Annotated in this window: 14 protein-coding genes; 5 read left to right on the top strand and 9 right to left on the bottom strand. The window is 71.2% G+C overall.

What is annotated here, in order from left to right:
* Positions 1-54: 54 nt before the first annotated feature.
* A complete protein-coding gene (locus CW359_RS12475) occupies positions 55-1,374 on the bottom strand; it encodes a right-handed parallel beta-helix repeat-containing protein (protein ID WP_105969965.1) in 1,320 nt (439 codons plus the stop codon).
* A 66-nt stretch (positions 1,375-1,440) separates the two neighbouring features.
* On the opposite strand from CW359_RS12475, the gene CW359_RS12470 reads away from it, so the two are divergent.
* On the top strand, positions 1,441-2,631 hold the full coding sequence (locus tag CW359_RS12470; protein ID WP_105969964.1) for a Dyp-type peroxidase: 1,191 nt from the start codon (positions 1,441-1,443) through the stop codon (positions 2,629-2,631).
* Here the strand turns inward: CW359_RS12470 and CW359_RS12465 are convergent.
* From CW359_RS12465 to CW359_RS12455, 3 genes are all read right to left on the bottom strand, one after another.
* The gene (locus CW359_RS12465; RefSeq protein ID WP_105970176.1) at positions 2,546-3,331 is read right to left on the bottom strand and encodes a L,D-transpeptidase; all 786 of its coding nucleotides are present in this window, start codon (positions 3,329-3,331) and stop codon (positions 2,546-2,548) included. The two genes, CW359_RS12470 and CW359_RS12465, sit on opposite strands and share 86 nt — an antisense overlap.
* A 292-nt stretch (positions 3,332-3,623) precedes the next feature.
* Positions 3,624-4,829: a cytochrome P450 gene (locus CW359_RS12460; RefSeq protein ID WP_232838384.1), complete on the bottom strand. Its 1,206-nt coding sequence runs from the start codon at positions 4,827-4,829 to the stop codon at positions 3,624-3,626.
* 292 nt (positions 4,830-5,121) lie between these two features.
* Entirely contained in the window at positions 5,122-6,168 is a 1,047-nt protein-coding gene (locus CW359_RS12455; protein WP_105969962.1) for a DUF2278 family protein, read from the bottom strand.
* Positions 6,169-6,392: 224 nt separating this feature from the next.
* On the opposite strand from CW359_RS12455, the gene CW359_RS12450 reads away from it, so the two are divergent.
* The 3 genes from CW359_RS12450 (at position 6,393) to eccCb (ending at position 11,674) form a co-directional block, all read left to right on the top strand.
* Entirely contained in the window at positions 6,393-6,833 is a 441-nt protein-coding gene (locus tag CW359_RS12450) for an SRPBCC family protein (protein ID WP_105969961.1), read from the top strand.
* A 76-nt stretch (positions 6,834-6,909) separates the two neighbouring features.
* Positions 6,910-7,419 (top strand): hypothetical protein, encoded by a 510-nt coding sequence (locus CW359_RS12445; RefSeq protein WP_105969960.1) that lies wholly within the window; start codon positions 6,910-6,912, stop codon positions 7,417-7,419.
* Positions 7,382-11,674 carry a type VII secretion protein EccCb gene (eccCb, locus tag CW359_RS12440; protein ID WP_105969959.1) on the top strand — a complete coding sequence of 1,431 codons (4,293 nt, stop codon included), beginning with the start codon at positions 7,382-7,384 and terminating at the stop codon, positions 11,672-11,674. Before CW359_RS12445 ends, eccCb begins: the two co-directional genes overlap by 38 nt.
* A 49-nt stretch (positions 11,675-11,723) precedes the next feature.
* Here the strand turns inward: eccCb and CW359_RS12435 are convergent, their stop codons facing one another.
* The 5 genes from CW359_RS12435 to CW359_RS12415 all read right to left on the bottom strand — a co-directional run bounded on the left by CW359_RS12435 (position 11,724) and on the right by CW359_RS12415 (position 18,514).
* Positions 11,724-12,908, bottom strand: coding sequence for an XdhC family protein (locus CW359_RS12435; RefSeq protein WP_105969958.1), 1,185 nt, complete (start codon positions 12,906-12,908; stop codon positions 11,724-11,726).
* A 48-nt stretch (positions 12,909-12,956) separates the two neighbouring features.
* A complete protein-coding gene (locus CW359_RS12430) occupies positions 12,957-14,402 on the bottom strand; it encodes an NCS2 family permease (RefSeq protein WP_105969957.1) in 1,446 nt (481 codons plus the stop codon).
* 233 nt (positions 14,403-14,635) lie between these two features.
* Positions 14,636-17,035, bottom strand: coding sequence for a xanthine dehydrogenase family protein molybdopterin-binding subunit (locus CW359_RS12425; protein ID WP_105969956.1), 2,400 nt, complete (start codon positions 17,033-17,035; stop codon positions 14,636-14,638).
* Between the two features lies 1 nt (position 17,036).
* Positions 17,037-17,624 carry a (2Fe-2S)-binding protein gene (locus CW359_RS12420; RefSeq protein WP_105969955.1) on the bottom strand — a complete coding sequence of 196 codons (588 nt, stop codon included), beginning with the start codon at positions 17,622-17,624 and terminating at the stop codon, positions 17,037-17,039.
* Positions 17,624-18,514, bottom strand: a complete 891-nt coding sequence (locus CW359_RS12415; RefSeq protein ID WP_105969954.1) for an FAD binding domain-containing protein — start codon at positions 18,512-18,514, stop codon at positions 17,624-17,626. Before CW359_RS12415 ends, CW359_RS12420 begins: the two co-directional genes overlap by 1 nt.
* Positions 18,515-18,788: 274 nt before the next feature.
* On the opposite strand from CW359_RS12415, the gene CW359_RS12410 reads away from it, so the two are divergent.
* Positions 18,789-20,474, top strand: coding sequence for a PucR family transcriptional regulator (locus CW359_RS12410; protein WP_105969953.1), 1,686 nt, complete (start codon positions 18,789-18,791; stop codon positions 20,472-20,474).
* The last annotated feature ends 209 nt before the right edge of the window (positions 20,475-20,683 follow it).

The following is a 20,683-nucleotide window of genomic DNA, read 5'->3' as shown; positions in this document are numbered from 1 at the left end:
GTGGCTGGTCGCGCCCACGCGGCGGAGCCGCAGATCGATACAGCCCCACGCCCCTTAAGGGGCGCTCCTCTCGACCGGCAACTGGAATGCTCCCGGAGTCACCTTGCCCGGTAGGGCTACCGCCGGGCGTGCCGGTGCTGTTCCGGCCTTGGGCATCAAGGGCTGACCGGGTGGCGCGGGTACGTCCTGGAAAGAGATGCCCGGGGGTGCCTGAACCGAGGTGGGGTAGCCCAGGGGCGCGCGGACCAGGCCCGTGTCGGGGGCCCGTCGGGCGGAGTCTCTCGTGGCCTTTCCGCAGTGGGGCAACCGGGCCGGGCTGGTGCGTGACTCCCCGTTGCCGGTGAAGCAGTTGCCCGCCGGGGTGCCGGTGGCGAGGACCAGGTCGGTGCCGTTGCCGGTGACGCGGTTGGCCCGGACCGTGTTGGTGCGGGCCGGGTAGCCCTGTACGTCGCTCAGCAGGACCCCGGCCGAGCTGTTGCCGGTGATCAGGTTGCGCTCCAGGACGTTGGCGCGACCGCCGCCCGCGCCGACCCCGATGCCGAAGCCGCCGTCGGCCTGTTCGGGACTGGCGTCGTCGTTGTTGTCGGTGAGGGTGTTGCCCGCGACGACCGCGCCGTGCTGGGGGCCGAGCGCCTCCAGGTCGTTGGAGTTGAGGGTCAGGCCGACCCGGTTGCGGCTGGCCCGGTTGCCCAGCAGGTAGAGCCGTTCGGAGGCGTTGGTGACCTCCAGGCCGACCGCGTTGTGCTCGACGGTGTTGTGCCGGACGACGGTGTCGCAGGGGCGGCACTGGCCGACGTAGATGCCGGAGTCGGCGTGGCCGGAGGCGTAGGAGCGCTCGATGATCCCGTTACGGGCGTCGAAGGCGTAGATGCCGTAGAGGGCGTTGTTGTACGCCGTGACGTAGGACGCCCGAAAGCCTTGCAGCGGGGGGAACTTGACGGTGTCGAGGGGGTCGTAGGCCGAGCCGCCCGCCCGTCCCGCCCGCAGCGCGGACTCGTCGGTCACGCCGGTGAAGAGCAGGCCGTTGGCGAGGTGGTTGCGGACGGTCAGGTTCTCCACGACGGAGCCCGCGCCGGTGACGGTGATGCCGTTGGCGCGCTCGAACTCCCCGTCGACGACCACCCGGGAGCGGTCCAGGCCGCGCAGTACGACCCGCTGCTGCTTGACGGTCACGCTCTCCCGGTAGACGCCGGGCGAGACCAGTACGAGACCGCCCGCGCGGACCCGGTCGACGGCGTCCTGAAGGGAGTCGGTGTCCTGCGGCACCCGGACGACCGCCGCGGACTCGGCACCGCCGGAGCCTCGGGGCGAGGAGCCGGCGCAGGCGGTGACGCCGGTCAGCAGGAAGGCGGCGACGAGCAGGCCGTGGGACACGGTTCGCCCGATTCGCGAAAAAGGAATGTTCAGCACGATCGCAGATGTATCGTCCCTTTCACTCTTATGACAGCACATGCCTCTTTCCCCACGCCCGACGGCGCGTCGGCCCCCGCTCGCCGGGACGTCCTGACCCGCGCCGCAGCCCTCGCCACCCTCACCGCGACCGCCTCCGGCTGCACGAGCGACCCGCGCTCGCGTCCGCCCGTCGCCGCCGGTCCGCCCGCGTTCCGTTTCCGGGGCCCGCGCCAGGCCGGGGTGACGACCCCGCAGCAGACCGCCGCACTCGTGGTGGCGTACGACCTCGCCCCGGCGGTACGGGGAGCGGGTGGCGTACGGGCCCTGCGTGAGGTCTTCGCCCGCTGGACGCGAGCGCTGGCGGACGCCCTTGACGGCGAACTCCCGCCACCAACTGCCGTACGGGCGACCGAACTTGACGGAGTGTCGGCGAGGGCGCGGCTCACCGCGACCGTGGGGATCGGGCCCCGGCTTCCCCAACTCCTCTGTGTTCCCGCGCCCGACGGCCTGCGCGAGCTGCCGCCGTTCCCCGGCGACCGGCTCGATCCCGCTTACGGCGGCGGGGATTTGGTGCTCAAGCTGGGCGCCGACGACCCGCACGTGACACGGGCCGCCGCGAGCGCGCTGACCCGGCTGGCGGGCGACACCCTGCGCCCGCGCTGGCGGCAGTCCGGCTTCCTGCCGCCGACCCCGGCCGGGCAGACCCCGCGCAATCCGCTCGGCTTCAAGGACGGCACTGAGAACCCGACGCCCGAGGAGTGCGAGCGCTGGGTGTGGTCGCGGGACGCCACCTTCCTTGTCGTACGCCGTATCCACCTCGGTGTGGCCGAGTTCGCGCGGCTCGCGACGGGGCGCCAGGAGGAGATCATCGGGCGGCACCGCGCGAGCGGGGCGCCGCTGGGCCACCGGCACGAGCACGACGACGTGGACATCTTCGCGAAGACCCCGGAGGGCCGGTACGTGATCCCGCTGGGCTCGCACGTACGGGCGGCCAGTCCGCGGCTGGACGCGGGCGCCCGGATGCTGCGCCGGGGCTACAGCTACGACGCCGGTCCGGACGACCGGGGCCTGCTGTTCCTCGCCTTCATGCGGGACCCGGCGCTGTTCGCGCGCGTCCAGCACCGGATGGCGGCGACGGACGAGCTGAGCCGCTTCACCGAGCACCGGGGTTCGGCGGTGGCGTACGTCCTTCCGGGCGCCCTGCCGGGCGAGAACCTGGGGGCACGGCTGCTGGCCTGACCGGTTCCGCCGACCCCAACTTCCGTTCCGTACCCGGCTTTACGCCCCACACGTACACGGCGTCGCTCTCGACAAGGGTGTCCCACAGCCGTCGGGCGTCGTCGAGGCGGAGGTTGACGCAGCCGTGGGAGCCGCCGGAGAACAGGTCGCCGGGGGTGCCGTGGAAGGCCTGCCCGTCGCTGAAGAACTGGGAGTAGGGCATGGGCGCGTTGTCGTACAGGTCGGAGTAGTGGTCGAGGTCGCGCCAGTACACCTGGAACCACCCGGTGCGCGTCTCGTAGCCGTCGCGCCCCGAGCGGATGGGCACCGGCGCGTACATCACCCGGCTCCCCGTCTGCACCCACATCAACTGCCTGGCCAGGTCGACGCAGGCGATGCGGTACGTGCGGACGGGGCACTTCCCGTCGGCGTTCGGGTTGGCGCCGGCCTCGACGACGAGCATCGTGCGGTAGGTCGTGAGGCCCGCGTACCCGTCGGCGGGCCGGACGGCGTTGCGGTCCTGGAAGGCGCGGATCGCCGCGCAGTCGGCGGACGACTGCCGCCCGTCCACCGCCAGCCGCAGATGCTCCTCCAGCTCGCGCTGGTAGGGGCCGGTCCCGGCCGTACAGGGCTCGGCTGCGGACAGCGACGGAGACGGCGCGGCTGTGGCGACCACCGTCGGCGCCAGCAGCCCGAGGACGATTCCCAGGGCCGCCGACAGCCCCGTACGACGGACTCGGGAACTCGCCACAGCGCCTCCTCAGCGGGCCGGCATGCCTTCTCCTCCCAGAGATACGTCACTTCGGTGGCGCGGGGCCGGTCGGACTAGTCCGTGTGGCGTACGGCGGCCGGCCAGTCGGTGCGTGGTGACTTGGGGCGTCCGCAGGCGCGCAGGCCGGTGGCGGCGGCGTGGGTCACCTATTTCGTCAGGAAGCGCTTCCCCCCTTCTCGATGCCAGAACCTGACCCGTGCGTCGGTCACCCGGTTCGCGACCGGGTGTGCGACCGGGTCCGTCACCAGGTCAGGTGGAGGCTCTGCGGGGAGCGGTGGATCATCGTCGGGCGCATGGTGACCGGATGGTCCTCGGACAGTCGCAGGGTCGGCAGGCGGCCGGTCAACTCCCGGAGGGTTAGGCGGAGTTGTTCGCGGGCGAGTTGGGAGCCCGGGCAGGCGTGGGCGCCGAAGCCGAAGGCGAGGTGGCGGGTCGGGGCGCGGGTGATGTCGAACTCGTCCGGGCCCGGGTAGCGGACGCCGTCCCGGTTGGCGGCGCCGAAGGCGACGAACAGGGTTGCCCCGGCCGGGAGTTCGGTGCCCGCGAGGGTGACCGGGCGGGTGGTGACCCGGCGGAATCCCTGGACGGCGGTGTCGTACCGGGCGGCCTCCTCGACGGCGGCCGGGATCCGGTCCGGTTCCGCGCAGAGCAGCTCCCACTGGTCGCGGTGGCGGAGGAGGTGGAGGACCGTCGTGCCGATGAGCGCGGTGGTGGTGAGGTGGCCGGCGATCAGGAGGTTCTGGAGGTGGGAGGCGGCCTCGTGGCGTTGGTCGAGGGTGAGTTCGGCGTCTCCGTCTCCCTCCTGGGCGACGGACGCGACGATCTCCGTGCAGAGGTCCTCGCGGGGTTCGGCGTGCCGGGCGCGGGCGTACCGGTCGAGGATGCGCTGGGTCTCGACCACGTCCTGGGCGACGATGATCTGCTCGTCCTCCGGCAGGGGGCGGAAGAGGAGTTCCTCGGCCCGGTAGCCGCCGTGGACGACGGCCGGGATGTCGGCGGGGTCGAGTCCGACGATGCGGCCGATGACGTCTCCGGGGAGGCGTCGGGCGTACGCGGACATCAACTCGACTTGGCCGCCCTTGGGTTGGCCGTTCATGAACTCGTCGACCAAGGCGGCGGCGCGCTCGGCGGCGTACGGCACGGCTGTGGCGACCCGGGCGGGTGAGAGGCCCCGGACGATCGGGGCGCGCAGTTCCTGGTGGTGGGTTCCGTCCGCGCCGACGACCACGGGCCGGCCGCCGAAGCCGCCGCCCAGTACCGCCAGTGCGGCGGGCGACGGCATGACGTCCGGGCGCAGGGAACCTGCGGACGAGAAGTCCTCGGCGCGACGCAGCACTTCGCGGACGTCGGCGTCCCGGGCGACCAGCCAGGCGTCGAGTTCGGGGACGAAGGTCAGCCCGTCGGCGTCGCGGGCTCGGGTGTAGTGCGGGTAGGGGTCGCGCTGCAACTCGTCGAGTCCGGCGTGCGGTTGGTCGAGCGAGGCGTCTTGAGGCGGGTCGTCATGAAGTGGGTCGTCGTGCGGTTGGTCGCTGTGCGGTTGGTCGTCGTGGGGTTGGGCGAGTGTGTCGTGCGGCTGACTGTCCACGCGGCGCCCTCCGGCCGGAGTACGGGTCATGAGTCACGGATCACGGGTCACGAGGTCGCGCCCATGGTGCCGTACCCCGCGTGGAGGCGGAAGCGGCCTTCAGGGCACAACCGCGTCGGCTGCCGTGCCCTGTCGATCCGCGCTCGGAACCTGCTCAGAACACCACCGTCCAGCCCTCGCGCCCGGCGTCCTCGGCGGTGTACGAGACGCCGTGGACCTTGAGGCCGGCCGCGTCGAGCAGGGTGATCTCGCCGCCGTGGTTGCCGAGTTGGGCGCCGCCGGTGAGCCGGACGGTGAGGGTGGCGCCTGCGGTGAGCGGTCCCGGTGGGACTGGGCTGCCGTGGCCGAGCCGGTCGAGGAGGCGCCAGCCGGTGAGGTCGACGGGGTCGGGCGAGGCGTTGAGGACGGTGACCGTCTCGGCCTCGGGGGCGGGGCCGCGCGGGTTGACCAGGGCGCCGACGATCCGGACGGGCTGGGCGCCCGGTGCGGGACGGCCGCCTCCGGTGCCCGTACCGGGGTCCGGGGCGGTGCCGGTGAGGGCGTGGCCGGTGCTGTCGTCGGTGTGCCACTTCTGGCTCTGGAAGGCGAGGAAGACGGCGACCCACCGCTCCTGGCCGGGCTCCTGCCCCGGGAAGCGGATGAGCAGCCCGCCGTCCTGCCAGACCCCGTCGTCGCCCTGGAAGCGGCGGCTGTTGCCCTGGTTCATATGGATGTCGTGGACGCCGTTGCCGGGCAGGAAACCGAAGATCTTGTCGCGGACGTCGGTCTCGGGACCCCAGCGCTCGCCGAAGACGTACAGGCGGGCGGCCGGGTCCTCGATCGCGCGTCGTACGTAGTGGTCGAGGAGGTCGGCGAGGTCGTTGTCGGGGCCTGCCACGTCCGGTGGCAGGACACGCATCCTCGCCGGGTCGAAGAGATTGCCCCGGACGAAGTCGAGGTTGGGGCCGCCGGGCCCGGACGGGAGGGTGTTCCAGCCGCTCGCCAGGCCCGCGAGGCGGGCGGTGACGGGGTGCCGGAGGTCGTCGTCGACCAGGTAGAGCAGTTCGTTCGGGCGTTCCTGCGACTTCACGTTGACGGAGGCGCGGTAGTGCGTGCCCTGATCGTCGGTCAACTCGATCTGGTAGTGCGGGGTGTTGGCGGAGCCTTCGCGCCGGGCGTCGACAGCCCGTGCGATCAGGACGCCGTAGGACTTCAGCGGCATGACGAACAACTCCCCGTGAGCGTGGGCGGATTATCCGCCCCTGCGGCAAATGCTAGTGCGTCACCGCTCACCGTCCCCCACCGCGACAGGAATTGACCGCCGCTGTCCTTCGTACGTCACCTCGTGAATGCGCGACTGGGCCATCTGTGTGAGTCACCTGTGAACCGGGGTCACAGGGCCCCGGAACGTGCCGTGCGGGCCGCCGGGTTCCCTACGATCGTGCCGTGGTCAACTTCCTCCTCGAACGCACGGTGCCGCTCCCCCTCGACGAGGCCTGGCGCCGGCTCACGGAGTGGCCCCGCCATGCCTCCGTGGTCCCCCTGACCCGCGTCACGGTCCTCACGCCGCCGCCGAACGGCGAGGGCACGGTCTTCGTGGCCCGCTCCGGCATCGGCCCCCTCGCCTTCGACGACCGCATGGAGGTCACCGTCTGGCAGCCCCCGACGGACGACACCCCGGGCCTGTGCCGACTGGAGAAACGCGGCCGGGTCGTCCTGGGCTGGGCGGAGATCGAGGTCCGCCCGGGCCCCGGCGGGCGCTCACGGGTGGTCTGGCGTGAGGAGTTGCGCGTACGACCGCTGCCGTCGGCGTTCGACCGGCCGCTGGAGTCGGCTTCCCGGTATGTGTTCGGGCGGGCGGTGAACAAGCTGCTGAGGACGGCGTGACGGACGTTACGATCGAGGTCGTGTGTCGTGCCGGCGGTACGGTCGACCGGTCGGCCTGTCGGGGGAAGGAAAGAGCTTGTCCGAGGAAAGTGTGCGGCTGGAGCTTCGGATCGAGTCGGGTCCGGAGGCCACCGCGGAGCAGACGGACCGTCAGGTCCGCAGTCTGTACGGCGATCTGCGGACCCTCGGGCTCCTCCGGGTCGAGCGCAAGACGGTGGCCGTGCCCGCCGATTCGATGGCCGGCGTGGGGCACGACCTCGCGGTGCTGGTGGTCAGCGGCGCCTTCTCGGCCGCCGCGCTGAAGGCCGTGAGCAATGTCGTCGTCGCCTTCCTGCAGCGCTCGAAGGCACGGTCGGTGGAGTGGGAGATCGACGGCCAGAAGGGGTCGTTCGCCGCGCTGTCCGCCAAGGACCAGCAGGCGTTGGTCGACGCGGTGACCGCGCGGATCGGCGCGGGGACGGCCGCGGCCGGACAGTCGGGCAGCGCGACCGATCCGGGCACGACCCCAGCCCTCGGCCCGAACACCACCAGCGATCCGGGAGTTGGCGATGGCGGGACGCCGGATCGCACTGCTCGTCGCGACTGACGGCTACCAGGATCCCGGGCTCAACCGGCTCCGGGCGCCCGCCCGGGGCGCCGCCGAACTGAAGGAACTGCTGCGCGATCCGGCGATCGGCCGCTTCGACTTCGTCCGCGAACTGGCCAACCGGCCCAAGGAGGAGATCGAGTCCGCGGTCGAGGACATCCTCAGCGACCGCGACCCCGACGATCTCGTCCTGCTCTACTTCGCCTGCCACGGCATCCGCAACGACTCCGACCGGCTGTTCTTCGCCACGCTCGGTACGCAGTTGAAGCGTCCGCACACCACCGCGGTGCCGGCCGCGTTCCTGCACCAGCTCCTCGACGAGTGCGAGGCCCGCACCAAGATCGTGCTGCTGGACTGCTGTTACAGCGGTCTCTTCCACCGGGGCTCCCCCATGTCGCCCGCTCCCGTGGACGTCGAGGCGGCACTCGCCGGGCGCGGCACGTTCGTCATCACGGCGTCGACCGCCCTCGAATACGCCTACGAGGGCGACCACTTGACCCTCGACAACGGTCTGACGGCCCCACGCTTCACGGCGGCCGTGATCGAGGGCCTGAGCACCGGCCTCGCCGACCAGAACCGGGACGGGGTGATCACCCCGGAGGAGCTGTACACGTACGTCCACGACACGGTGATCAACCAGGCGGGGCCCGACCAGACGCCCACCAAGTCGGGCCAGTGCGAGGGAAACGTGGCCCTCGCCTACGCGCCCTGGATCGACGCGTCCGCCGGTCCCGCCGCCCGGGCCGCGATGGCGGAGGAACTCACGCTCGGCTCCCTCCTGCCGCCGCCCGTGGAGACCGTCGACCGGGGCTTCATCTGCGACGCGTGGGAGGGCTCGGCCCGGCTGCTCGTGCCCGTCGGGCGGCTGGAGAACAGCACCGGGGGCGATCCGCTGTGCGTCGACTTCTCCAGCCGGGACGGAAACGCGGCGGTCGTCGGCAAGTTGGGCAGCGGCAAGACGACTCTCCTGCGCTCCATGATCATGTCGCTGGCCCTCACCCACACCCCGCACGAGGCGGAGTTCTATCTGCTGGAGGGCGCGGTCAACCGGCTCGGGGTGCTGCGCTCCCTGCCGCACGTACGGACGTTCGCGGCACCGCACGAACACAGCGCGGTCGACGGCGCGTTGACGGCGGTCAAGGCCGTGATCTCCACCCGGCGCACCCTGTTCCGGGACCTCGACATCGACTCCATCGAGGCGTTCCGCGCACTGCGCACGACGGACCGGATCGAGTCGGGGGCGGCGAGCGACGTCTTCCTCGTCGTGGACGGCTGGCTCGACTTCACCTATGAGCACCCGGAGTTCGCGGACACGGTCCAGAAACTGGCCAACACGGGCCTGAACTACGGCGTCCATCTACTGGTCACGGCCCGCCGCTGGAGCGACTTCACCACGGACCTGCGCGGGCTGCTCGGCACCCGGCTCGAACTCGCCCTGGACGACCCGGAGGAGTCCTTCTTCGACCCCGCGCTCGCGTCGGGGGTCGCGGTCGGCTGGGCCCTGACCCGGCGCCGGCGGTTCCGGGTAGCGGTGCCGCGCTTCGACGACGGCGGCGCGGGCCCGGTGGCGGCGCTGGAGTCGCTGACGGGGACGGCGGAGTCGGTACGGGCGGGGTGGGCGGCGCTGCGGACCCGGGAGGACACCGGTGCGCCCGTCAAGTACCCCGCCGGCCGCCAAGGGACGGTCATCACCGGCCTGTTGGGCGTGGAGGACCCGGCTTCGCCGAATCTCCCCGCCCTGCGCGCCCGGCCGACCCCCGAGGACCGGCTGAGGGTGCCGATCGGGCTCGGCGAGGACGGCCAGCCGGTGTTCCTCGACCTCAAGGACGGCGCCCACCACGGGATGGGCCCGCACGGCCTGTGCGTGGGCGCGACCGGCTCGGGCAAGTCCGAGCTGCTGCGGTCGATCGTGCTGGGGCTGGCTGTGCGGCACTCGGCGGAGGAGGTGGCGTTCCTGCTGGCCGACTTCAAGAGCGGCGCGACGTTCGCGCCGCTCGCGGAGCTGCCGCATGTCGCCGGGATCGTCACGGGTCTTGAGGGGGATCCGCTGCTCGTGGGGCGGCTGGGCGAGACGATCAGGGGCGAACTGCACCGGCGTCAGGAGCTGTTGCGGGCAGGCAGTCTGCAGAGCATCCACGAGTACACGAAGGTCCGCGCTTCACGGGATGACCTCGAACCCCTGCCGACGCTGTTGCTGGTGATCGACGAGTTCTCCCAACTCCTCGCCGAACATCCGGACTTCATCGAGCTGCTCGTCCACATCGGCCGCGTGGGCCGAGCCCTGGGCGTCCACATGATGCTGGCCTCGCAGCGCTTGGAGGAGGGCAAGCTGCGCGGGTTGGAGACCTACCTGTCGTACCGCATCGGCCTGCGTACCTTCTCGGCCTCGGAGTCCCGTGCGGTACTCGGCTACCCCGACGCCTACCATCTGCCGCCGGACCCGGGCGCCGGGTTCCTCAAGGCCGACACGATGGACGCACTGATCCGTTTCAAGGCCTCATACGTGTCCGCCCCGCTGCCGGACGCAGACGGAACCGAAGGCCCCGCATCGCTGCTGGACGTCGTCGTCGGCCAGTTGTGGGGTACGGAACCGGACGTACGTCAGGTCTGGCTGCCGCCGCTGGGCAGGTCGTTCTCGGCGGAACAGCTGCTGTCCCGCGTACGGGTACCACGGGCCTCGTTCCACAGTCTGGAGGGGCTACCCTTCGCGATGGTCGACGAGCCGTTCCTCCAGACCAGCAGTGTGCTCATGCTGGATCTCTCCGGGGACGAGGGACACGTTCTCGTCGTCGGCAGGCCACAGTCCGGCAAGTCGACCGCGGTGGCCACACTCATCGTCTCGCTCGCCCTCACGCACACCCCCGTCGACGTGCAGTTCTACTGCCTCGACTTCAGCGGCGGACGTCTGGCTCCGTTGGCCGGACTGCCCCATGTCGGTGGCGTCGCCTCTCGGCTGGAAGCAGACCGGGTCCGGCGTACGGTCGCCGATGTGGCAAGGATTCTCGCCGAGCGCGAAACCTTCTTCCGCACCAACGACATCGAATCCATGGACGTGTACCGCCGGCGCCGAGCCCAGGGCGAGTGGCCCGACCAGCCCTGGGGCGACGTTTTCCTCGTCATCGACGGCTGGGCGACCGTGCGAGCGGTCTACGAGGCACTCGAACCGGTCGTCGCTGACATCGCCGCCCGAGGTCTGCACTACGGCGTTCATCTGGTGATCAGTGCCGTCCGCTACTCGGAGATCCGCCTGTCGATGCGTGATCATCTACTGAGCAAGGTCGAACTGCGACTCGACGACCCGATGGAGTCCGAAATCGACCGGCGGCAGGCGGTGAACGTCCCCGTGGGAGTCCCGGGCCGTGGCCTGTCCCATGACAAGCTGCACTTTCTCACAGCCCTGCCGGGCTGGAAGGACGAGGGCGAGTCAGCCACCGAAGCGACAGCCCGGCAGGTCGCGAACGTGCGGAACAACTGGTCGGGGCCCGACGCTCCCCCGGTCCGCACCCTCCCCACCCTGATCCCCCTGGAAGAACTACCCACCCCCATCGATGCCCCCGCCCCCGCCCTCCCCATCGGCATCGACGACACCAGCCTCGCCCCAGTCTCCCTGAACCTCTCCAACGACCCCTTCTTCCTCGTCTACGGCGAGCCCGAGTCGGGCAAGAGTTCGTTCCTACGACTGCTGGTGCGTCAGCTCTGCGCCCGGGTCCCGTCCGACGAGGCGCAACTCCTCCTGGTCGACTACCGGCGCTCGCAACTCGGGGAGGTGCCCGACGAACACCTGCTGGCCTACTGTCCGGCGGGGCCGCGGGTCGCCGAGGTCGTGAAGGAGCTGGCCACCGTCCTGGAGGCCAGGATGCCCGGTCCCGACGTGACCGCCGAGCAACTGCGCGCCCGCAGCTGGTACCAGGGCAAGGACGTGTACCTGCTGGTCGACGACTACGACCTGGTCTCCTCCAGCAGCGGCAACCCCCTCGCCCCGCTCATGGACTACCTGCCGTTCGCACGCGACCTGGGCCTGCACATCGTGCTGGCGCGCAACTCGGGCGGGGCGTCGAGGGCCCAGTTCGAACCCTTCGTGACACGGTTGCGGGAACTGGGCGCGCAGGGGCTCCTGCTCTCCGGCGACCCCACCGAGGGCTTCCTCCTGGGCTCCGTCAAACCGAGCCACCAGCCACCCGGACGCGGCACCCTGGTGACTCGCAAGTCCACCCAGGGCGTCCAACTCGCCTATTCGGAGCCGAAGTCGGACTGAGCCTCTGAGCGACCAGGCGCTGGGCGACTGAACGACTAAGCGCCTGACCTCATGCCACCGACCCGATCCGCCCCACCGTCGCAGACGTCCCGTCGTGGTGGATCGGCGTGTGCGCCCCGGTCAGCGAAACCCCGCTGCCGCCACGCCTGTTGGCGACGATCTCCGACGCGATGGACAACGCCGTCTCCTCGGGCGTACGGGCGCCCAGGTCGAGCCCGATCGGGGACCTGAGCCGCGCCAACTCCAGCTCGGTGACGCCGACTTCGCGCAGCCTCTCGTTCCGGTCCAGGTGGGTCCGGCGGGAGCCCATCGCGCCGACGTACGCCACCGGCAGGCGCAGGGCGAGCCGGAGCAGGGGTACGTCGAACTTGGCGTCGTGGGTGAGGACGCACAGGACGGTGCGGGCGTCCACCGCCGTCCGCTCCAGATAGCGGTGCGGCCACTCGACGACGATCTCGTCGGCCTCGGGGAAGCGGGCCTGCGTGGCGAAGACCGGGCGGGCGTCGCACACCGTCACGTGGTAGCCGAGGAACTTTCCGATGCGGACCAGCGCCGACGCGAAGTCGATCGCGCCGAACACGATCATGCGGGGCGGCGGCACCGACGACTCGACCAGAACCGTGAGCGGTGCTCCACAGCGAGAGCCCTGCTCTCCGATCTCCAGGGTGCCGGTGCGGCCCGCGTCCAGGTAGGCGCGTGCCTCGGCCGCCACCGTGCGGTCCAGCTCGGGGTGGGCGCCGAAGCCGCCCTCGTACGACGCACCGCGCGAGCCGTACGGCGCGTCGTACGAGCCCGCCGGGCCGACGAGCAGCGCGCGGCCCACCAGCTCGGCCGGACCGGAGACGATCCGGGCCACGGCCGCCGCCTCACCACGAGCCGCGGCGCCCAGCGCCGACGCGATCACCTCACGCACGGGATCCGACGCCCGTACCGGCGTCACCAGGATGTCGATGACGCCGCCGCAGGTCAGGCCCACCGCGAACGCGTCCGCGTCGCTGTAGCCGAACCGTTCGACGACCGACTCGCCGTCCGCCAGGGCCTGTTGGCACAGCTCGTACACCGCGCCCTCCACACAGCCGCCGGAGACCGAGCCGATCGCCGTGCCGTCGGTGTCCACCGCGAGGGCGGCGCCCGGCTGGCGGGGCGCGCTGCCGCCCACGGCCACCACGGTGGCCACGGCGAAGTCGCGTCCCTGCTCGACCCACCGGTGCAGTTCTTCGGCGATGTCCAGCATCTCTCGGTCTCCTTAACAACGGTTGCGCGGAACGGCCTGCGGGCCCGGCTAATGGACGCCGAGCCAGCTCTCGATAGGACTGAGGGCGAAATAGACGAGGAAGATGCCTGTCAGGGCCCACATGAAGGCGCCGATCTCGCGCGCCCGGCCCTGAGCGGCCTTGATGGCGACGTACGAGATCACTCCGGCCGCCACACCTGCCGTGATCGAGTACGTGAACGGCATGATCACGACGGTCAGGAAGACGGGGACGGCCGTGGCGCGGTCCGCCCAGTCGACGTGCCGGGCGTTCGACATCATCATCGCGCCGATCACCACCAAGGCCGCCGCCGCGACCTCCCCGGGCACGATCGCCGTCAGCGGGGTGAAGAAGAGGCAGGCCGCGAAGAACAGGCCGGTGACCACGGAGGACAGTCCCGTACGGGCGCCCTCCCCGACACCCGTCGCCGACTCCACGAACACCGTCTGGCCCGACGCGCCCGCGACGCCGCCGATGGCCCCGCCCGCGCCGTCGATGAACAGCGCCTTGGACAGGCCGGGCATCCGGCCCTTGGCGTCGGCGAGTCCGGCCTCCGTGCCGACACCGATGATCGTCGCCATCGCGTCGAAGAACCCGGCGAGGACGAGGGTGAACACGATCATGCCGACCGTCATCGCGCCGACCTCGCCCCAGCCGCCGAACTCGACGTCCCCGAAGAGCGAGAAGTCCGGCATCGACACCGCGCTGCCGTGCAACTCCGGTGCGCCGCTCGCCCATTGCTTCGGGTCGACCACGCCGACCGCGTTCAGCACGACGGCGACGACGGTCCCGCCGACGATGCCGACAAGGATCGCGCCGGGGACACCTCGCGCCTGGAGCATGAAGATGAGCAGGAGGGTCGCGGCGAACAACAGCACGGGCCAGCCCGTGAGTTCGCCGTTCGGGCCCAGGGAGAGGGGAGTTGCCCTGCCCTGGTGGACGAAGCCGGCCTTCACCAGGCCGATCAGCGCGACGAACAGACCGATGCCCATGGTGATCGCGTGCTTCAGCGCCAGCGGGATCGCGTTCATGATCATCTCGCGCAGCCCTGTGACGACCAGCAGCATGATGACCACGCCGTACAGCACGCACATGCCCATCGCCTGCGGCCAGGTCATGACCGGCACCACCTGCGAGGCCAGCACACCGGAGACGGAGAGGCCGGCGGCCAGGGCGAGGGGGACCTTGCCGACGAAGCCCATGAGGAGGGTGGTGACCGCTGCGGCGAAGGCGGTCGCGGTGATGAGGGCCTGCTGGCCGAGGGTGTTTCCGGCGGCGTCCTTGCCCGAGAGGATCAGGGGGTTGAGGAGGAGGATGTACGCCATCGCCATGAAGGTGGTGACGCCGCCGCGGATCTCTCGGGCGAGGGTGGAGTGGCGCGGGGTGATGTGGAAGTAGCGGTCGAGTGGGGAATGGCTGGAATTGGTGCCTGGGGGTGCGTCGGTGGGCCTGGGTTGTACGGACTGTTGGGTCATGGTGCGGTCTCCCAAGGTTCATAGGGGGTTGGGAAGGTGCATGACCCGGGGGACGGCCCGAGGCGGGGGGTGGGGGCTTGTGGGGTTCGTTGTCGGGTGCGGGTCCGGTGGGGCTTCTCGCGCAGTTCCCCGCGCCCCTGAAAAGCAGGGGCTGCGCCCCGTGCTTTTCGTCTTTAGGGGCGCGGGGAACTGCGCGACCAGCCACGACGGCGCCGCACCCGACAACGAACCGACTACGCCGTACCGGTCAAATGCTCTGGCCTGACCGGCGTCTTCGTCAGCTCCAGACCCGTCGCGTTCCGGATCGCCGCCAGCACAGCCGGAGTTGACGACAAGGTCGGAGCCTCGCCGATGCCCCGCAACCCGTACGGCGCGTGCGCATCGGCCAGTTCGAGGACGTCGACCGGAATGGTCGGGGTGTCTAGGATCGTGGGGATCAGATAGTCCGTGAAGGACGGATTCCGTACCTTCGCCGTCTTCGGGTCGACGATGATCTCCTCCATCACCGCGATGCCGAGGCCCTGCGTCGTACCGCCCTGGATCTGCCCGACCACCGACAGCGGATTCAGCGCCTTGCCGACATCCTGCGCGCACGCCAGCTCGATCACCTTCACCAGGCCCAGCTCCGTGTCCACCTCCACGACCGCCCGGTGCGCGGCGAACGAGTACTGCACGTGCCCGAAGCCCTGCCCGGTGCGCAGGTCGAACGGTTCGGTCGGCCGGTGCCGCCACTCCGCCTCGACCTCGACGGACTCGTCGCCCAGGACGTCGACCAGGTCGGCGAGGACCTCGCCCGCGTCGGTCACCACCTTGCCGCCCTCCAGCAGCAGCTCGGCCGTCGCCCAGGCCGGGTGGTACGAGCCGAACTTGCGGCGCCCGACCTCCAGCACCTTCTCCCGGACCAGCTCGCACGAGTTCTTGACGGCGCCACCGGTGACGTACGTCTGCCGGGAGGCCGAGGTCGAACCCGCCGAGCCCACCTGCGTGTCGGCCGGATGGATCGTCACCTGGGCGACGCCCAGCTCGGTCCGGGCGATCTGGGCGTGGACGGTGACCCCGCCCTGCCCGACCTCCGCCATCGCCGTGTGGACCGTGGCGACCGGTTCCCCGCCGACAACCTCCATGCGGACCCGGGCTGTCGAGTAGTCGTCGAAGCCCTCCGAGAAGCCGACGTTCTTGATGCCGACCGCGTAGCCGATCCCGCGCACCACGCCCTCGCCGTGGGTGGTGTTGGAGAGGCCGCCCGGCAGCTGACGTACGTCCGCGGCCTCGCCCGCCGTCAGCCACTGCTGCTCCGGCGGCAGCGGCATCGCCTTGACTCGGCGCAGGAGTTCGGCGACCGGGGCCGGGGAGTCGACGGCCTGGCCCGTCGGCAGCAAGGTGCCCTGTTCCATCGCGTTGAGGCGGCGGAACTCGACCCGGTCCATGCCCACCGCGTCGGCGAGCTTGTCCATCTGGGCCTCGTAGGCGAAGCACGCCTGGACCGCGCCGAAGCCGCGCATCGCGCCGCAGGGCGGGTTGTTGGTGTAGAGGGCGATGCAGTCGATGTCGACGTCGTCGACGACGTACGGGCCGGCGCCGAGCGAGGCCGCGTTGCCGACGACCGCCGGGGAGGCGGAGGCGTAAGCGCCGCCGTCGAGGACGATCCGGGCCTTCAGGTGGGTCAACTTGCCGTCCTTGGTGGCCCCGTGCTCGTAGGTGAGCTTCGCGGGGTGCCGGTGGACGTGACCGAAGAAGGACTCGAAGCGGTTGTAGACGATCTTCACGGGCTTTCCCGTGCGCAACGCCAGCAAACACGCGTGGATCTGCATCGACAGGTCCTCGCGGCCCCCGAAGGCGCCGCCGACGCCCGACAGCGTCATGCGGACCTTGTCCTCGGGGAGGCCCAGCACCGGCGCGATCTGGCGCAGGTCCGAGTGCAGCCACTGGGTGGCGATGTAGAGGTCGACGCCGCCGTCCTCCGCCGGGACCGCGAGGCCCGACTCCGGGCCCAGGAACGCCTGGTCCTGCATGCCGAAGGTGTACTCGCCGGTCACGATGAAGTCGGCCCGGGCGCGGGCCGCTTCGACATCTCCCCTGACGATCGGCTGGCGGTGGACGATGTTCGGGTGGTCGACGTGGCCGATGTGGTGGTCGGTGCGGTTGTCGTGGATGAGGATCGCGTCGGGGGCCGTGGCCGAGGCTTCGTCCGTGATCACCGGCAGGTCGCGGTACTCGACCCTGATCTTCGCCGCCGCCCGGCGCGCGGTCTCCGGGTGGTCGGCGGCGACGATGGCGACCGGTTCGCCGTGGTGGCGGACCCTGCCATGGGCGAGGACCGGGGTGTCCTGGATCTCCAGGCCGTAGTTCTTCACGTCGGTCGGCAGGTCGTCGTACGTCATGACCGCGTAGACGCCGGGCAGGGCCAGGGCCTCCGCCGTGTCGATGGAGACGATCTCGGCGTGGGCGGTCGTGGAGCGCAGGATCTGGCCCCAGAGCATGTCCTCGTGCCACATGTCGGAGGAGTACGCGAACTCGCCGGTGACCTTGAGGGTGCCGTCCGGGCGGAGCGTGGACTCGCCGATGCCGCCCTTGGTCTTCGCGCCCTGGGTGACCTTGGTGGGCGTCCCGAGGGGAGCGCTCTTGCCGGGCATGTCAGACCGCCTCTCCCTGTCGGGCCGCCGCCAGCCGGACCGCGTCCATGATCTTCTCGTAGCCCGTGCAGCGGCACAGGTTGCCCGACAGCGCCTCGCGGATGTCCGCGTCGGTCGGGTTGGGGTTCTGCTCCAGCATCTCGTCGGCGGCGACCAGCAGACCGGGTGTGCAGAAACCGCACTGGACGGCGCCCGCGTCGATGAACGCCTGCTGGATGGGGGCCAGTTCGACCCCTTCGCCGGTCTGCGAGTCGGTACTGCCCTTGGGCTGCCAGCGCTTGGCCGCGTCAAGTGACGTACCGCAGGCGTCCGTTGCGCAACCGCCGTGTTCCGTACGCTGTTTGGCGTACTCGGCGAGCCCCTCGACCGTGACGACCTCGCGGCCCTCCGCCTGTCCCGCCGCGACGAGACACGAGCAGACCGGTACGCCGTCGAGGCGGACGGTGCACGATCCGCACTCGCCCTGCTCGCACGCGTTCTTCGAACCCGGCAGGCCGAGCCGCTCGCGCAGGACGTACAGCAGGGACTCGCCCTCCCACACGTCGTCCGCCTCCTGCGGACGCCCGTTGACCGTGAAATTGACGCGCATCAGGCGACTCCCTCCGAGTGGGCGGCGGTGCCGCGGTACGACTCCCAGGTCCAGGTCAGCGTGCGGCGGGCCATCACGCCGACCGCGTGGCGGCGGTAGCTCGCGGTGCCCCGGACGTCGTCGATGGGGTTGCAGGCGGCGGCGCACAGATCGGCGAACTGCTTGGCCACCGACGGGGTGATGATCTTGCCGTTGTCCCAGAAGCCGCCCTCGTCGAGCGCCGCGTTCAGGAACTCCTCGGCCGCCTTCGCCCGGACGGGTGTGGGCGCCGCCGAGCCGATCCCCGTACGGACGGTCCTCGTCTGCGGGTGCAGCGCGAGGCCGAAGGCGCAGACCGCGATGACCATGGCGTTGCGGGTGCCGACCTTCGAGTACTGCTGCGGCCCGTCCGCCTTCTTGATGTGCACGGCGCGGATCAACTCGTCGGGCGCGAGCGCGTTGCGCTTCACGCCGGTGTAGAACGTGTCGATCGGGATCAGCCGGGTACCCCGTACGGACTCGGCCTCCACCTCCGCGCCCGCGGCGAGGAGCGCCGGGTGGGCGTCGCCGGCGGGGGACGCGGTGCCGAGGTTGCCGCCGACGCCGCCCCGGTTGCGGATCTGGGGGGAGGCGACCGTGTGCGAGGCGAGGGCCAGTCCGGGCAGTTCGCCGCGCAGGTTCTCCATGATCCTGGTGTACGGGACCGAGGCACCGAGCCGGACGCTGTCGCCGCCGGTCTCCCACTCGTAGAGATCTCCGATACGGGTGAGGTCGAGCAGGTACTCGGGCCGACGGTGGTCGAAGTTGATCTCGACCATCACGTCGGTGCCGCCCGCGATCGGCACAGCGGTGGGGTGCTCGGCCTTCGCGGCGAGCGCCTCCTCCCAGCTGGCGGGGCGAAGGAAGTCCATGACCGGCTCTTTTCCTCTTCGTCGCGTGAGTCGTAGCAGTGGGGCGCGCCAGTGGCTCGTTCATGTGCTGTTCACGGGGGACTACATCAGTACACAGCCCCGTACTCCGCCTGGGTCAGTCACGGAAACCATGAAGGAGTTGGCTGGCCAGGGGGAGCGTCTTGTAGATTCGTATGAACAGAGGCCATCAGTAACCTCTCTGATTTTCCCCGGAAACAGTGAGCGCCGCGCAGGCGGAAAAGCGCGGCTCGCAAACAGAACGGCGGCGACGAGAATGCGGCTGCGCGCACTGCTGGACACCGACGCGCTGGGCCTGACGCTGCTCGGCGGCGAGGACGAGCTGGACCGCACCGTCCGCGGGGTGATGACCACCGACCTCAGGGACCCCAGCCGCTATCTCTCCGGCGGCGAACTGGTGCTCACGGGGCTGGCCTGGCGCCGCGAACCGGCGGACTCCGAGTCGTTCGTACGACTGGTGGCGGGGGCCGGGGTCGCGGCCCTGGCCGCCGGTGAGGCCGAGCTGGGGGCCGTGCCGGACGACCTGGTCGCGGCCTGCGCCCGGCACCGGCTGCCGCTGTTCGCGGTGCACGAGTCGGTGGCGTTCGCGACGATCACCGAGCATGTCGTCCGGCAGGTGTCGGGCGAGCGGGCCGGGGATCTGGCGGCGGTCGTGGACCGGCACCGCCGGATGATGACCTCGGGCCCGGCGGGCGGCGGCCCCGACGTGGTCCTGGACCTGCTCGGCTCCGACCTCGACCTGCGCGCCTGGGTCCTCTCCCCCGCCGGACGCCTCATCGCGGGCTCGAAGGTCTCGGGCCCCGCCCCGGCCCCCGAGGTGTGCGCGGCGCTGGCGGCCGAGCAGCTGACGGCGGCCCGCACCGGCAGGCGCGGCCCCCACCGGGTGACGGTGGGCGGTACGACGTACTCCCTCTTCGCCGTCCGGGGCAACAGCCGTACGACCGCCGCCGCGCAGGGCGGCTCGCGGGACGTGCGGGAGACCCTGCTGGCCGACTGGCTGCTCGCCGTGGAGGCGGACGCCGGGGAGTGGCCGGCGGAGCGGCTCGACCTCCTCCAGGGCGTCACCCAGCTGATCGCGGTCGAGCGCGACCGGCGCGATGCGGCCCGCACGGTACGGCGGCGGCTCGCCCAGGAGGTGCTTGAGCTGGTGCAGTCGGGCGCGGCGCCCGCCGAGATCGCGGCCCGGCTGCGGGTGGCCGCGCCGGTCCTGCTGCCCGGCCTCGGCGCGGCCCCGCACTGGCAGATCGTGGTGGCCCGGGTGGACTGGGCGGGCGGCGAGATCGAGGGCGGCCCGGTCGCGCAGGCGTTGCTGGAGGAAATCCTCGTCGACCCGCTGCTGACCGGACCGGAGCACTCCGACCGGATCGCCGTGGCCCATACGGGCGACGAGGCCGTCGCACTCGTACCGCTGCCGGCGGTGTCGTCGGAGCACGACGGCTCGGAGACGGGAATCCTCGCCGAGGAGCTGCTGGCCGCCGTGCGGGAGCCGCTGTCGGCGGGGCTGGACGACGACGGGCGGCTCACGATCGGCGTCAGCGCGGCCGTGCACTCGGCGGAGGGGCTGCGCGGGGCGCTGGAGGAGGCCCGGCACGCGCGCCGGGTGGCCGGGGCGCGGGCCGGCCGGGTGTGCGCGGCGGGCCACCAGGAGCTGGCCTCGCACGTCCTGCTGCTCCCGTTCGTCCCGGACGACGTCCGCCGCGCCTTCACGGCCCGGCTGCTTGACCCCCTGCGCGACTACGACCGGCGGCACCGGGCCGAGCTGATCCCGACGCTGGAGGCGTTCCTGGAGTGCGACGGCTCGTGGACCCGGTGCGCGACCCGGCTGCATCTGCATGTGAACACGCTGCGGTACCGGGTGGGGCGGATCGAGCAGCTGACGGGGCGTGATCTGTCGCGGCTTGAGGACAAGCTGGACTTTTTCCTGGCGTTGCGGATGAGCTGAGTCCGTCCGGGCGGGCAGAACCGCTTCGCGCGGCAATCAGTACGGGGCGTGCGGTTCCCGCGTGCGCCGGGTGGGCGTGGCTGCGTGGCAACACGGGCACCCGATCTTCCCCGACTTTGTGAAATCCTTCACCTACCCCCTTGGCCGGGCACCGCGATTCGTGTTGAGATGCCGCCACCACTCAAGAAGCTCGATGGCGTGCTCGGGGA

Origin of the sequence: Streptomyces geranii, from assembly GCF_002954775.1 — a bacterium.
Taxonomy (GTDB): domain Bacteria; phylum Actinomycetota; class Actinomycetes; order Streptomycetales; family Streptomycetaceae; genus Streptomyces; species Streptomyces geranii.
Note: the sequence above shows the minus strand (reverse complement) of the source record. Positions and strands in the feature narration are given on the sequence as shown.

Bases quoted from the DNA above. Each gene is read 5' to 3' on its own strand.
- CW359_RS12470 (WP_105969964.1), top strand. From the start codon at position 1,441: ATGACAGCACATGCCTCTTTCCCCACGCCCGACGGCGCGTCGGCCCCC.
- CW359_RS12455 (WP_105969962.1), bottom strand. From the start codon at position 6,168: ATGCCGCTGAAGTCCTACGGCGTCCTGATCGCACGGGCTGTCGACGCC.
- eccCb (WP_105969959.1), top strand. From the start codon at position 7,382: ATGGCGGGACGCCGGATCGCACTGCTCGTCGCGACTGACGGCTACCAG.
- CW359_RS12435 (WP_105969958.1), bottom strand. From the start codon at position 12,908: ATGCTGGACATCGCCGAAGAACTGCACCGGTGGGTCGAGCAGGGACGC.
- CW359_RS12430 (WP_105969957.1), bottom strand. From the start codon at position 14,402: ATGACCCAACAGTCCGTACAACCCAGGCCCACCGACGCACCCCCAGGC.
- CW359_RS12425 (WP_105969956.1), bottom strand. From the start codon at position 17,035: ATGCCCGGCAAGAGCGCTCCCCTCGGGACGCCCACCAAGGTCACCCAG.
- CW359_RS12420 (WP_105969955.1), bottom strand. From the start codon at position 17,624: ATGCGCGTCAATTTCACGGTCAACGGGCGTCCGCAGGAGGCGGACGAC.
- CW359_RS12415 (WP_105969954.1), bottom strand. From the start codon at position 18,514: ATGGACTTCCTTCGCCCCGCCAGCTGGGAGGAGGCGCTCGCCGCGAAG.
- CW359_RS12410 (WP_105969953.1), top strand. From the start codon at position 18,789: ATGCGGCTGCGCGCACTGCTGGACACCGACGCGCTGGGCCTGACGCTG.